General features: G+C 61.4%; 10 protein-coding genes and 1 tRNA gene. 3 read left to right on the top strand and 8 right to left on the bottom strand.

The genetic code is table 11. The features are described 5' to 3' along the window. Positions 1-86: 86 nt before the first annotated feature. Both HNE_RS15095 and HNE_RS15090 read right to left on the bottom strand, forming a co-directional pair. Entirely contained in the window at positions 87-1,373 is a 1,287-nt protein-coding gene (locus HNE_RS15095) for a spinster family MFS transporter (protein ID WP_011648026.1), read from the bottom strand. Beyond that, entirely contained in the window at positions 1,370-2,245 is an 876-nt protein-coding gene (locus HNE_RS15090; RefSeq protein WP_011648025.1) for an alpha/beta fold hydrolase, read from the bottom strand. Before HNE_RS15090 ends, HNE_RS15095 begins: the two co-directional genes overlap by 4 nt. A gap of 176 nt (positions 2,246-2,421) precedes the next feature. Between HNE_RS15090 and HNE_RS15085 the strand changes: the two genes are divergently transcribed. Then, positions 2,422-3,129, top strand: coding sequence for a TetR/AcrR family transcriptional regulator (locus HNE_RS15085; RefSeq protein ID WP_011648024.1), 708 nt, complete (start codon positions 2,422-2,424; stop codon positions 3,127-3,129). 124 nt (positions 3,130-3,253) lie between these two features. Here the strand turns inward: HNE_RS15085 and HNE_RS15080 are convergent, their stop codons facing one another. The 3 genes from HNE_RS15080 to HNE_RS15070 form a co-directional block, all read right to left on the bottom strand. Beyond that, complete coding sequence (locus tag HNE_RS15080; RefSeq protein ID WP_011648023.1) at positions 3,254-5,590, bottom strand: TonB-dependent receptor; 2,337 nt, start codon at positions 5,588-5,590, stop codon at positions 3,254-3,256. Between the two features lie 523 nt (positions 5,591-6,113). After that, entirely contained in the window at positions 6,114-7,043 is a 930-nt protein-coding gene (locus HNE_RS15075) for a HEPN domain-containing protein (protein WP_198022885.1), read from the bottom strand. A 92-nt stretch (positions 7,044-7,135) separates the two neighbouring features. Then, the gene (locus tag HNE_RS15070; RefSeq protein WP_011648021.1) at positions 7,136-7,438 is read right to left on the bottom strand and encodes a hypothetical protein; all 303 of its coding nucleotides are present in this window, start codon (positions 7,436-7,438) and stop codon (positions 7,136-7,138) included. 192 nt (positions 7,439-7,630) lie between these two features. Here HNE_RS15070 and HNE_RS15065 point away from each other — a divergent pair, with 192 nt between their 5' ends. Next, positions 7,631-8,386, top strand: coding sequence for a hypothetical protein (locus HNE_RS15065; RefSeq protein WP_011648020.1), 756 nt, complete (start codon positions 7,631-7,633; stop codon positions 8,384-8,386). A gap of 137 nt (positions 8,387-8,523) precedes the next feature. Here HNE_RS15065 and HNE_RS15060 read toward each other — a convergent pair. Beyond that, positions 8,524-8,595, bottom strand: a tRNA-Phe gene (locus HNE_RS15060). 96 nt (positions 8,596-8,691) lie between these two features. Next, entirely contained in the window at positions 8,692-10,875 is a 2,184-nt protein-coding gene (uvrB, locus tag HNE_RS15055; RefSeq protein ID WP_035591556.1) for an excinuclease ABC subunit UvrB, read from the bottom strand. Positions 10,876-10,970: 95 nt separating this feature from the next. On the opposite strand from uvrB, the gene HNE_RS15050 reads away from it, so the two are divergent. Continuing rightward, a complete protein-coding gene (locus HNE_RS15050; protein WP_011648018.1) occupies positions 10,971-11,321 on the top strand; it encodes a DUF2200 domain-containing protein in 351 nt (116 codons plus the stop codon). Here HNE_RS15050 and HNE_RS15045 read toward each other — a convergent pair. Next, positions 11,318-13,795: a hypothetical protein gene (locus tag HNE_RS15045; RefSeq protein WP_148205909.1), complete on the bottom strand. Its 2,478-nt coding sequence runs from the start codon at positions 13,793-13,795 to the stop codon at positions 11,318-11,320. The two genes, HNE_RS15050 and HNE_RS15045, sit on opposite strands and share 4 nt — an antisense overlap. Positions 13,796-13,837 lie beyond the last annotated feature (42 nt).

Here is a 13,837-nt window from a genome sequence, read left to right as displayed (position 1 = left end):
ACTCCGTCTTCTTCAGCAGCGATAAGCGGCGGCGCAGACGGCCGCAAGAGCCCGCGCGGCAATGCCTGCAGCTGAACGAGAACAGTTCAAAGTGCCGCCCTTTCGGCATCTGACCTGTATTTGCGTGTCGCCATCAGCAGGCAGACAATGCTGGCGGCATTGAACAGCAAGATCACTTCCAGGGCGCGCGCAAGCGGCCGCTCGGCGCCGCCACGCAGGAAATGGTCGGAAAGCTCACCTGCGATCCAGGGACCGCAGCCAATGCCGATCAGCGTCAGGCAGAACAACATGAAGGCCGATGCAAAGGAGCGCATGCGCAGCTTCACCAGCTCCTGCGAAGCCGTATAGGCAACGCTGGCATAGATCAGCCCGATGAAGCTGGGCACGATGTTCCAGGCATAGGCCAGCTCAACGCTGGGCGCGCGCAGGAACATCCAGGCAAAAGGCAGGGCAACCGCAGCGCACAGGGCAATAATCAGCGGCCGCCAGCGCAGGTCTTTCTTTGACAGCGTATCGCACACCCGGCCCAGTACGATGGCCCCGATGCTGCCCACCCCGCCGATCAACACCCCGAGGGGCAGGGAGACCTGGCCGGGAGAGAGATCATAGGTGCGCTGAAGCAGGCTGGACGTGAAAACCAGAAAGGCGTTGGCTGAAATGCAGATCAGAAGGCAGCCCGCCATCAGCCATAGATATGACGACTGGCCGAAGATGAACTTCAGCGTTTCCCCCAGCGACGGCGCTGGGCTGTCATCCTGGCGCTGGTCAGCCAGCCCGCGGACCGGTTCGCGGATGCCGAAGCGGACGATCAGGGCAAGGATTAATCCGGGGATGCCGGCCACGAAGAAGGCCACGCGCCAGCCGTAAAGCTCGTAAACGTAGCCGCCAAGCGCGAAGCCGGCCATGATGCCGAGGCCAATCCCGGCCGTATATATGCCAAGCGCCGTGGCGCGTTCCTGCGGCGGATAGAGGTCTGCGATCATGGAGGTCGCCGGCGGGGTTCCACCGGCTTCACCCACGCCGACGCCCATGCGCGCGAGAAGAAGTTGCCAGTAATTCTGAGCGAGGCCGGAGAACGCTGTCATCGCAGACCAGAGCCCCAGGGCGAGCGCGATGATGTTGCGCCGGTTGCCCCGGTCGGCCCACATCGCCACGGGAATGCCAAGCGTCGCGTAGAAAGCGGCAAAGGCGAGGCCGGAGAGCATACCCAGCTGGCTGTCACGCAGGCCAAGCTCGGTCTTGATCGGCTCCAGAAGGATCACGAGAATCTGCCGGTCCACATGATTGAAGGTGTATGTCAGGGTCAGGACGGCAAGTATCCAGGCCCGGCCGGAAATCTTGGGCGCGGCCACAGGCAAGGCGGGACTTGTCATGCCGTGGTCTCCAGGCGGCTGAGAAAATCTGAAATAGCGGAAACGGCCTGGGGCTCGTCGAGGATCGGGGCATGGCCCACCCGCGGCACCGTGGCCAGCCTGGCATCGGGATGCCGGCGGACCATCATTTCTGCGGTTCCGGCCGACAGAATATCAGATGTCTCGCCCCGGATGATCAGAAGCGGCGCTTTTCGGGAAGCGGCAAACAGGCGCCATAGAATGAAATTGGTAACCGGTCCGGGTTTCACCTTGCCCAGGGAGCGGGCAATGCCGGGGTCGTAAGCCAGAACGACTTCGCCGGAAGGAAGTTCCTTGTAGGTGCGCCGGGCAAAGTCCATCCAGCGGCCTTCGGGCATGTCCGGAAATGCGGCGCCTTGTAATGTCTTCACAGCAGCGGCCGCGCTTTCCCAGTCCGTGACCGGAGCGACCTTGCCGGCATAGGACCCGATACGCGCGAGGCCCGCTTTCTCAACGACCGGGCCAACATCATTGAGTACAATGCCGGCGACCCGTTTGGGCGCTGAGCGGGCCATCAGCAGAGAGATGAGCCCTCCCATAGAGGTGCCGATCAAGGCGGCGCGCGCGATGCCCAGGGTGTCGAGCAGGGCAAACATGTCCCTGGCATAGACTGGCGGCTGATAATTGTCCGGCTTCGGATCATAAGCAGACTTGCCGCGTCCGCGCACATCGACCGCGATGTAGCGGTGGTGGCGGGGCAGGGCGGCGATCATCGGCTCGAAATCCTGATGATTCCGTGTCAGACCGTGAAGGCACAGGACTGTCAGCCTGGCGTCTTCGGGTCCATAGGCTTTGGCATAGAGCGTGAGACCATCCGGCGAGGTCCAGTGAATATCTGTGCCATCCGGCAGCATGCGAAGCCCTCCCCAGTACGGGGGCTCATGCCCCGTTTTCAACAGTTGTTGAAAAATAGACGCAAAGCTTTCAGAAAGGCAAGCAAATTGGGCCGGTTTGACATGCGGGCTGTCTGGTCCATACCGATAAAAGGAACAATGCCCGAGGAGGACCAGCCCTGAGCGCGCCAGCCAAGATGCCATCTCCGAAAACCGATCGCCGGACCGCTATTCTGGACGCGGCCGAGGCAGAGTTCAGCGCGCATGGATTTGATGGTGTTACGCTGCGCACGATTGCCAAGCGGGCCGGCGTCGATCTGGCGTTGCCGAACTACTATTTCGGACCGAAGAAGGAACTCTTCGATGCGGTGTTCATCCGCCGCGCAGAAATCGTCAACCAGTGGCGCGAAGACGCGTTGAAGGCTGCTATCGAGGCCGCCAAACCGCAGCCCCCCACCGTGGAAGCAATTATCCGGGCCTATCTGGAGCCGATGCTGACGGGGCCGCACCTGGAGGATCAGGGCTGGAAAAATTATTATGCGCTGGTTGCCTATGTGAACAACTCGCCCGGCTGGGGCGGGCGGCTCATGGCGGAACATTTTGATCCGCTGATCCGGCAATTTCTCGATGCCTTGCAACTCTCCCTGCCAGGGATGAACGAGAAGGATCTCTATTGGGGGTATCAATGCTTTTCGGGCGCGCTGACACTGACACTCGCCCAGACCGGCCGTATCGATCATTTGTCAGGGGGTGTGTGCCTGTCGGACGATCTCGCAGATGCCTGTGAGCATATGGTGCATTTCATCGCGGGTGGATTTGAAGCCGCAAGCCGCGCCGCGCCGGCGGCCCTACCGGCGCCTCGATCATCGCAGAAGCGGCGCCGGTTGAAAGATACGTCCGCCTGAAAGCGCCGCCAGCTTCCGTATAAGGAAAAAAGGCGGCACCCGAAGGTGCCGCCCTGAGTTAAGGTCCGGAAATGGCTGCGCTCGACGTTCCGTGAGACGCAGCCAGGAGGAAACGCCCCGGACCTCAGAATTCGTAATCCACGCCTATGCTGAAGGTGCGGGGATCGCCGTAATAAGCATTGAGCACGCCTTCAAGGCCAAGCGTAGGGGCACCCGTAGCCGGATTGATGAAGTTATATCCGGCGACCTTATAGCGCTCGTCCGTCAGGTTCTTGCCGGTGAAGGTGAAGCCCCAGCGGCTGTCGTCCGGTTTCCAGCGCAAGCCGAGATCAACCAGGGTGTAGGCTTCCTGATCCAGCGGGCTGCGGACTTCGAACTGGCTTGAATCATCCCGGTAGGAAGCAAGCGTGTTGAGCGTCAGGCGGCCTTCGCGCTGAAGGATGTGGAACGGCGTGTCATAGGTCAGACGCAGGCTGCCGGTCCATTCCGGCGTGTTCTGGAAGACGCGCTCATCGGCGACATCATTGCCGAAGGCATCGATGAACTCGTTGAACTCGGCATTGATATAGCCAACCGAGACTGACGAGGTGAACAGATCGGAGTCGTTGAAGATTTCTTCGCCGAGCACGGCCGTGCCTTCAAACTCGACGCCCCAGAGGTCGGCCGACGCAGCATTTGTCGTCACGCCGGTGAAGGTGTCATTGACGCCGTCTCCATTGGTGTCGAGGCCGACGGAGCCGGGGATCTGGACGTTCTGGTAGTCCATGAAGAAGGCGGCGATGCTGGTCTGCACGCGGTTGTTGAAGGTGTTGGCCTTCCAGCCGATCTCATAGCTGTCGACCTCTTCGGGGTCGAACTGCATGAAGGCAAAGACTTCCTCGGGGGAGACCGTGCCATCCTGATCAAGGTCAGGCGCAGCCGAGGTCTGTCCGCGCGGGTCAAAGGAGCCGCCCTTGAAGCCCTGCGAATAGGTCGTGTACAGAGTGTGATCTTCGGTCGGCTTGTAGGTCAGCGAGACGCGCGGGCTGAAATCGTCGAACTTGGCAGAACCGTCGAAGTTCGATGTCGTTGCGATCGGCACGCCGGGCCCGCCAAAGAAGGGCGAGAAGCCGCCGATATAGGTGCGGCGCAGCACGATCGAGGAGCGCTTGTCCTCGGTGTAACGCCCGCCCAGCGAGATGGCGAACTGGTCGGTCAGATCATAGGTGAAGTCTGCAAACACAGACCAGGTTTCCGTGCTGACCTCGCCGAAAGTCTGGGCGTTGAGGCCCGGAAGGTTGAGAACCGCGCCCGTCGTGCCAAGCAGCACATCAAACACGGTGGAGGAGTTGGCATCAAGATAATAGGCGCCCACGATACCGTTCAGCCGGTCGCCCGAGTAGAGCAGCTGGAATTCGTTGGACAGCTGGTCATTGGTGTAGATGCCGGGAACATCGACATCTGCTTCGGGCAGGGCGTCGAAGTCGATCGGGCTGGTGCCTTCATCCTCGCGATAAGCCAGGATGTTCTTCAGCGTGATGGTGTCGTTGACTTCGTACTCGGCAACGAGCGATCCGCCATAGACTTCCACGACCTGCTCCACCACATTGAGGCCGGCGCGGTTGTCATAGACATCGTCCAGAACCGGGTAGGTGAACGGCGGGAACAGATCCGTGATCAGACGGTGCCCCTGGCGGGCATTGGACTCGTCATTCATATAGTCGCCGGCAATGCGCAGCTGGAAGGCATCGGTGACATCCCATTCGGCGGAGAGGCGGGCGGAGAGGACGTCTTTATTGTAGTTTTCTTCGCCGGTGATGAGGTTTTCGCCGAAGCCGTCGCGGGTGAAGATGCCGACGCCGGCGCCGACGCGGAAGGTGTCTGCCAGCGCGGTGGAGGCGGAGGCCACGACATCCTTCTGGCCATAGGTGCCGAGCACGCCGCGCGCCTTCAGGGTGGGCTCATCAGAGAGGCCCTTGGTGACATATTTCACCGCGCCGCCGATGGTGTTGCGGCCATAGAGGGTGCCCTGCGGCCCGCGCAGAACTTCAATCCGTTCAATGTCATAGACCTCCAGCACCGAACCCTGCGGGCGGTTGAGGTAGACGTCATCGACATAGATGCCGACCCCGGATTCAAAGCCGGACACAGGGTCCTGCTGGCCGACGCCGCGGATGAAGGCGGAGATGGTGTTGTTGGTGCCGCGGGAGACTTCCAGGGTCACGTTGGGGGAGATCTTGGCGACCTCGTCCATCGTCTGGACGCCGAGGTCGGCCAGGAGGTCGCCGCTGAAGGCGGAGACGGAGAGGGGCACGTCGAGGAGGTTTTCCTCGCGGCGCTGGGCGGTCACGACGATGGCGCCAAAGCGGCGTTCATCGGACGCGGCGGTCTCTTCGGTCTCGGTCTGGGCATAGGCGGCGACCGGCGTGAGCGCCGTGGCACACAGCGCCAATGCCATGAATTGATTGAACTTTACGGCCATCTTGTCCTCCCAAATGCCCGTTATCAGGCTTTTTCAACGCTTGTTGATTTTCAACAGGTGTTGAAATGACAGGGCGGGCCGAGGCTGTCAATGTGTTCCCGGTGCAACACCTCCGGCATGCGGGGGTGGACGGAGCATAAAACTCCAACGGAAGCGCCCATCGCGGGCGGGACAGCTCCGGGCGGGCTTGGGCAGGGCGGCGTGAGTCAGGTATTCACCCCCTGGCGCTTATCAGGGGCAGCATCCCAAACGCCATGCGCGTCCGGTCGCGTTGGGAACAATTTATAAAAGAAGATCTTTATCGCGATTTCGCTGGCGGATGTGTCCAACGCCTTCCGCTGGCAGCAATGAAATTTACCGGCCTTCACATCAGGACGCTGAAGCCGAGGCGGAGACTGGCAAGCCTCTTCAGCCCAGCCGACGGTCACGCCGGCACCGGGCAAGGGCTGTCACCTATGCGTCCCTTCGGCGGAGCCCTCGTCCTTGCGCCAGATAACTTTTGAGCAGGCTGACGGCATAGAACTCAGTCCCCGTTCAATGCCCTGGCCTTCAATTGTTCGATCTTGCCGCTCGCCCGCTTCTCAACGAGTGCTCGCAGGATCTCCGCCCGCTCCCCCAGCCAGGCAAGCTCTTCGGCCGTGATAGCATAATGCTCTGAGTACCGCGCATCGACATAGGCGCGCTTGAGCAATTCAAACAGCCGCCGGTCCTGCTTGGTCTCACGCGGCCAGACGGCAATCAGGTCCGGGTCGATCTGCTCAGCCAGCGAGCGGAGGAACTTGATGCTGTGGGTCGAAGGCGAATAGTTCGTCTCTACAAGGAGCAGGCAAGCGTAGAGGCGCTCTACAGCCTGATGCAGCATGAACGACGCATCATTGTAACGTCCTGCATCTACGCCAAATCTGAAGAATTCTAGCGCGCTTCGCACGCCTTCAATGCGTTGCTCAAAATGCTTCTCCGCGGTCGCCAGTGCCTCTTCCGCCGTCTGCGGCTGGGGCGTGATAAACTGCGTGCTTCCTTTGAGATCGTAGAGCGCGACGCCCTCTTTGACGACGTCAGTGAAGAAATACTGGCCCTGGGAGAGGGCGGAGTTCACCTCGTCCATCGTGTGGACAATGAAATTGACCGGGGTCCTGATCCCGGTCTCCCGCATGATCCGGTCTTCGGCGCGGTACCAATAGGTGGCAAAATCGACCACGCTCTGCTGGTTGACGACGATCAGCAGGTCGTAGTCGCTGAGATAGCCCTTTTCCGTGTGGGGCTCGTCCACCCAAGTGCCGCGCGCATAGGATCCGAACAGAATAATCTTGAGGATGCGGCCTTCCTTCTTCTTCGGGGAAGAAGCGCCTTTCATGGCGTCGGTGAATTCCTCGAACAGGATCTCCGTCACGCGGGCGAGTTCGCGCTGCTTGCCATGAGGGAGGTGGTCGAGGTCGGTTCGCATCATCGTCATCTTAAGGAGCGCCGCACGGCGTGCAAAGCGTCAATCCTCCCTTCAGTCGGGTCTCTTGTAAGCAGGAAGGGGAGGCAGGGCGCGCTGCGCCGCTAGTTCGGAGGCTGCCACTCGAAGAGATCGAGCGTTTCGTCGCTGGGGCGTTTGCCTTTCAGGCGGTCGAAGCAGGGGTGGGGGATGTGGCGGCCGGAGGGGAGGACTTCGGAGACAAATGTGCCGCCATGGGAAGGCTTTGACACGCGGATAGGCGCGCCGCAGAGGGGGCAGTTTTCGGCCCAGCCCTGGCGGGGCGGCGTGTCGCGCGCGTCGGCCCGGTAATAGATGGTGGCGGCCACGCGGGAGCGCTCGGGGCTCGCATTGGCATTGCGGAAATGTTCCTTGCGGTGAATCCACATCTTGGGGGCTCCTCTACGCTGCTGGGGCTAGGGGTAGCAGGGAGGGGTAAATGAAGGGTGAGAGCGCATCTTCTTCAACGCCCATTCCTTCGTCACCCTCGACGGGCGTTAGCCCGTCGAGGGTGACGAAGGACGCGAGGGATAAGCATTGACTTATCCGGCTGGGTTTTTCGGCCCGCTTATGATGCGTGCATGATGGATGTTGCTGCGCCCACACCCCCACTCAAGCGGACCCGGGACGTCAAAACGCGGGCCACCTCCCGCTCTCTCCGGCATCTGGCGCGGGCGAGCCTGGCGGGCGGGCTCCGGCTTACGGGGAAGGCGGATTATCCCGAGCTGAAGGATATGGCCCCGCGCGCGCGGCTGGAGCGGCTGGGGGAGCTTTCCGGCGAGGCGCGGCTGCGCGCGGTGGCGGCGATCGAGGAGGGGTATCTCGATTATGACCTCAAATGGCTGCGCGAGGCGCAGAAGCTGGCGCGCGGGCACAAGGCGCTGAAGGAGCATCTGGAGGATTATCCGCCGCCGGAGGATGAAGAGGAGGACTGGCGCAGCCGCGCGATCGAGGAGCTGGACGAGATGGTGCAGGCGGAGAAGGAGGGGCGGGCGCCTGTCTTCCCCGAGCCGACCCCTGAGGAGCTGCGCGAGCGGGAAGGGGACGCGCCGATCTGGGAGGCCATCAAGGCGGCCCGCGCGGAAAATCCGCTGCCGCCGGACGCGACAGAGGACGAGCGCGTGGCCGAGGGTCTGGCCGAGCTGGAAGAACTTTTCCGGCTGAGACAGGAGGTGAAGAAATGGCGCCTCTTCCCCGGCCGCGGAAACCCGCCCCCTTTAAGGGCGGTCTCCCGTGGGCGAAGCATCCTTCCCAAGCCCGAGCCGGAGATACCGGCCGGGAAGAAGCTCTACGGGATGGAGGACGCGTTTCCGGTGAAGTTCACGCGGCGGGAGTGAGGAAGGTAGGGTGCATTAAGGCCGAAGGCCGCAATGCACCGTTGGGTGGGGCGCGGGGTGGTGCATTGCGCTGCGCTTAATGCACCCTACGGATCGCGAATAGTTTTAATGCGGCCTAACGTATCCAGTTTCAGGAACCGAGAGTGCGGGATTTGAACCCGCGACATCCCGCTTTTCAGGCGGGCGCTCTCCCGCTGAGCTAACTCCCCGCAACTATTGCTCGAAAGCAATAGCGGTAGTCAATCGTTGCGCTTGTAGGAAACTTAAGTCAACTATCTGTAGGAGAAATTTTAATCTAGGTCTTTCTAAATCCCCAAATCCTCTTCCCGCAGCCGCTTAACCTCGTCCCGAAGGCGGGCGGCCGTTTCGAACTCGAGGTTCGCGGCGGCTTCGCGCATCTGTTTTTCGAGGCTGGCGATTGCAGCTTTGAGGTTGTGCCCGGTTTCGCCCCGAAGTGGCAAGGGCTTTTCTTCGCTGACGCCGCGTTCGCGGTTGCGGCGGGAGCGGCTGGCGGAGGGCTTTTCGCCGAGTTCGGAGAGGATGTCTGACACGGCGCGCTTGATCGTGGTCGGCGTGATGCCGTGTTCGATATTGTAGGCCATCTGCTTTTCGCGGCGGCGGCTGGTTTCGTCCATGGCGCGCTGCATGGAGCCGGTGACCCGGTCCGCATACAGAATGACTTTTGCGTCGGCGTTGCGTGCGGCGCGGCCGATGGTCTGGACGAGGGAAGTCTCTGAACGCAGGAACCCTTCCTTGTCGGCGTCCAGAATGCCGACGAGGCCGCATTCGGGAATGTCGAGCCCCTCGCGCAGCAGGTTGATGCCGACGAGGACATCGAACACGCCGAGGCGCAGATCGCGGATGATCTCGATGCGCTCGATGGTGTCGACGTCCGAGTGCATGTAGCGGACCTTCACCCCGTTTTCGTGGAGGAAGTCTGTCAGGTTTTCCGCCATCTTTTTCGTCAGGGTGGTGATCAATGTGCGCATGCCGTTTGCGGCGGCGGTCTTGGCCTCGGCCATGATGTCGTCGACCTGGTTGGCGCCATCATTGGAGACGGGGCGGACTTCGACGGGTGGGTCGATAAGGCCGGTGGGGCGGATGACCTGTTCGGTGAACACGCCGCCCGTGCGCTCCATTTCCCATTTGCCGGGGGTGGCGGAGACGTGGACCGTCTGGGGGCGCATGGCGTCCCATTCGTCGAATTTGAGGGGGCGGTTGTCGATGCAGGAAGGCAGGCGGAAGCCGTATTCGGCGAGGGTGGACTTGCGCGAGAAGTCGCCTTTGAACATGGCGCCGATCTGGGGGATCGTCTGGTGGGACTCGTCGGTGAAGACGAGGGCGTTCTCGGGCAGGTATTCGAAGAGGGTGGGGGGCGGCTCGCCGGGCTTGCGGCCGGTGAGGTAGCGGGAATAGTTCTCGATGCCGTTGCAGGAGCCGGTGGCGGCGAGCATTTCGAGGTCGTAGGTGCAGCGCTGCTCGATGCGCTGGGCTTCGAGGAGTTTTCCGTTCTTCTCGAAATGGGCGATGGTGGTCTTCAGCTCCGCCTTGATCTTCTCGATGGCCTGGTTGAGCGTCGGGCGCGGCGTGACGTGGTGGCTGTTGGCGTAGATCTTGACCTGGGGGAGCTTCTGCATCGTGCGCCCGGTGAGGGGGTCGAACTCGGTGATGGATTCCAGCTCGTCGCCGAAGAAGGAGAGCTTCCAGGCGCGGTCCTCATAGTGGGCGGGGAAGATGTCGATGACGTCGCCCTTCACGCGGAAGGCGCCGCGGCCGAAGGCGACATCGTTGCGGGTGTACTGGTTGGCGACGAGGCGAGCGGTGACCTGTTTGGGGTCGATGCGGTCGCCGGCCTTCAGGGTGAAGGTCATCGAGGTGTAGGATTCCACTGAGCCGATGCCATAGAGGCAGGAGACGGAGGAGACGATGATGACGTCGTCACGCTCCAGGATGGCGCGGGTGGCGGAGTGGCGCATCCGGTCGATGGCCTCGTTGATGGAGCTTTCCTTCTCGATGTAAAGGTCCGAGCGCGGAACATAGGCTTCGGGCTGGTAGTAGTCGTAATAGGAGACGAAATACTCGACCGAGTTGTCCGGGAAGAAGGATTTGAACTCGCCATAGAGCTGGGCGGCGAGGGTCTTGTTGGGGGCGAGGATGAGCGCGGGGCGCTGGGTGGCCTCGATGATCTTGGCCATGGTGAAGGTCTTGCCCGTGCCAGTGGCGCCGAGGAGGACCTGGTCGCGCTCGCCGGCGGTGATGCCTTCGACGAGTTCGGGGATGGCGGTGCGCTGGTCGCCGGCGGGCTCGTATTCGGCAGCGACGCGGAAGCGCTTGCCGCCCTCCAGCTTCACCCAGTCGCGGTCCGGCCGGTGGGGTGTCCACTGGTCGGAGGGGAGGCTGCCGGCGGCATCGAGCGCGGCGCCGTCGAGGGCGAAGGCAGCGGAGGCGTCAGCGACGCCGCGAGCGGGGGGACGGGAGGAGCGGGCCATGGCGCGCATATTGGGCGCCGCGGGGATAGAGTAAAGGGTGTTCTTGTTTTGTGCGATGCGCTAAACTGGTGGCGCAACCAATTGGAGGGCAGGCGATGGCCGGGCATCGGGTTTTCAAGACGGCGTTTGGCAGCGTCTATCCCCATTACGTTGCCAAGGTGGAGAAGAAGGGGCGCACGAAAGCGGAGGTCGACGAGATCATCCGCTGGCACACCGGCTACAGCCAGGCGCAGCTGGACGCGCAGATCGCGGCGGGGACTGATTTCGAGACGTTTTTTGGCGAGGCGCCGGGGATGAACCCGGCGCGGACGCTGATCACGGGCGTGGTCTGCGGCGTGCGCGTGGAAGCGGTCGAAGACCCGCTGATGCGGGAAATCCGGTATCTGGACAAGCTGGTGGACGAGCTGGCCAGAGGGAAGGCTATGGGGAAGATTTTGCGGGGTTAGGTGAGCTCGAATTCAGGCTCTACGTCTTCTTCGTCATCAATTGCGGGAGATTTAGCACCGTTGACGGGAGCGTGGGGCGAAACCAAGCACCCAAGTCTTTCATAGGCGGCAGCAGCCGCAGGCCCTGCGGTGGTTTTCGCGTCTTTTTCCTTCATCAAGTTCAAAAATTCGCAAATGGATTTATGGCCGTCCATAAATTCGTCGCAAAGCAGAGCCGCTTCTCCAAGTGCTGAATAGCAAGTAGCGCGTTCCTCCTGACGCTTAAAATAGGGCGGCGAGTAGCGCCCCTTTTCATCCCGCACAATTTCTCCGAAGCGCTGCTCAACCTCTTCGACCCAAGCCTTGGTCTCTGGCCATTTTGGGCAGGTTTGAGCGACCAAAGCCCAAAGTGCTGCGGGTGTTGCTGACTGCGCAAGAATTTCCAAAATTTCCATTCGCGCGTAGTGAAACTCCGCATGCCGGTCACAGTAACGCAAAAGGCGCATCAAGTTCCGTATATCGCTATCTTGAAGTCTCTTGGGGACAGTCTCTCGATCCTTCCCAAGCAGTTCATCGACGACAAGCTCAATCCGGGGTTTTTCGTCGCGGCGCCATTCAGCATGTACGGATGGATGAGGCGTGCCCGGTTCGGGCTCCTGTCCAATATGCTCCATAAGTGCCTCGTCCCATTTGTCCGCTAACAGAGATAATTTCTTCTCTGGCGGACCAGCAAGAACGTCATAGGCGCGTATCATCCATTCCGCGCCAGCCCGCACTTCTTTATCCTCATGTTCGAGCAATTCCGTCAGCCTGCGCTCATTATACGGGAGTCGAAGGTCGCCGAATTTGTGTGCTCGATCCGCGTGCTCCTTTACGTCCTTGATAAATTTGTCTGTTGGCCGAAAATTCCCTTCTGTCAGGCGCATTCCCTCTTGGAAGAACTGCTCTTCTAGGAACGGATCAAAGGCATCCACCTGTCCTGCTTTGTATAGTTTCCTTTGTGTTCGGCTTCGCTGCCAGATGCCAATGGCTTGCAATAAAGCAGCCATGATGACGAGGTCGACCATGGCGCGGGCGGCGAAGGTTAGGTGTTTGCCCAGCGGGTTGTCGGCGGCTGCTTCGATGGGCGGGCTTAGGTCTACCTGATAGATTTCCCACCAATCGACAAAGGGTACAGCCTTGGCGAGTTCGGCGCCGAAGAAGCTGAGCCAGGCGAAGAAGAGGTTTGAGGCGCGGCTGGCGTCGGTGATTTCAAACGCCGTTGTCTGCCAGCCATAGGTCTGATGCAGCGCGAGGGGGACGAGCAGGAAGAGGGACGCATAGCCGAGGAGGGCTTCGTCTTTCAGGTCGTTTTCAAAGCCAACTTGTATTTCCGGGCTTTCAGTTTTCAGGAGACGGGAGGCGGTTTCCCGGTCTTCTTCGATCCACGCCCACCGGCGCCCGAGCGCGATGACCATCAGCATACCGAGGGCTATTGGTACAAGGCCGAAGGGCGGCGCGAGCACGAAGCCAAGCCCGGTCAACGGGATAATCGAGAGGAGGACGAAGCTGTGCGGAACGCCCCGGCCTTTCTGGGTGGCGCCAGTAAGTGGGGCGATGAGGCGGACCAGGACGGAGTCCAGATAGCTTGCGGCCTGAGCGGGCAATGCAATCGGGTTGAGCCCTTGCGTGGCGATTTTATCAGCGCCCGTTTCCTTGTCGCCCGCCTGATCGAGATAGCGCACGAGGTGGGGCAGGAAGATGAAGGCAACGAAGAGAGCAATGACGCCCAGCGTCACGAACAGGGTGAGATTTGACGCGAGTTCTGCGGACTCGTTGCCTGACACCTTCGTTGCCCAGCCTGCCAGCGCAATGATGCTTCCGAGAATGGCGGCGCCGACCCAGAATGACGGGGCGGAGATTGCGTCATCGCGCAGGACTGAGCGCTTGAATGCCTCTTCCTCGGCTTTGGCGTGGAGCCAGAAGCTGGTGAGGAGCGGCACGAAGCTGAGCGCTAGGCAGGTGATCAGGGCTGCGACATGCGCGAGTTTGGCATCTGCCGTTCCCGCGCCATGCAGGCCGAGGTCTGCCCAAGGCAGGAGCCCGGGCTGCGCCGACAGAAACGTGAATGTGGTGAGCCCGGTGAGGGCGAGAAAGACGTAGGCGAAAAGCTCGCGGAAGCCGTTATGGGCGCGCTTTCGCTCGGCATCATTCCGCCGGGTGGCGGGCTTCTTGATGATGGTGGCGAGGGGCCCCCAGATCTGGAGCATTCTGGCCATGTTGGCGGTGAAGAGGCCGGTGATGAGGCAGGCGAGGGCGAGCCAGTCGGCGCGGACGGTGGCCGGGTCTGCGCCGGCGAGGAAGGGGGCGGCGAGGAGGAAGGCGCCGGTCGCGGCCAGCCCAAGCGCGCAAACGATGATCGTCGCGCTCCAGCTCCATTGGCTTAGAAAAAACTGAAAACTGCCCGTGTTCGCGGCTGTGCCCTTGCGGCCCATGTCACGCGTCTCCTCACCCATAGTACCCCTCTTGGATTTCTACCTTTACGCTTTGTTAACCTT

It is taken from the genome of Hyphomonas neptunium ATCC 15444, assembly GCF_000013025.1.
GTDB lineage: Bacteria > Pseudomonadota > Alphaproteobacteria > Caulobacterales > Hyphomonadaceae > Hyphomonas > Hyphomonas neptunia.
Note: the sequence above shows the minus strand (reverse complement) of the source record. Positions and strands in the feature narration are given on the sequence as shown.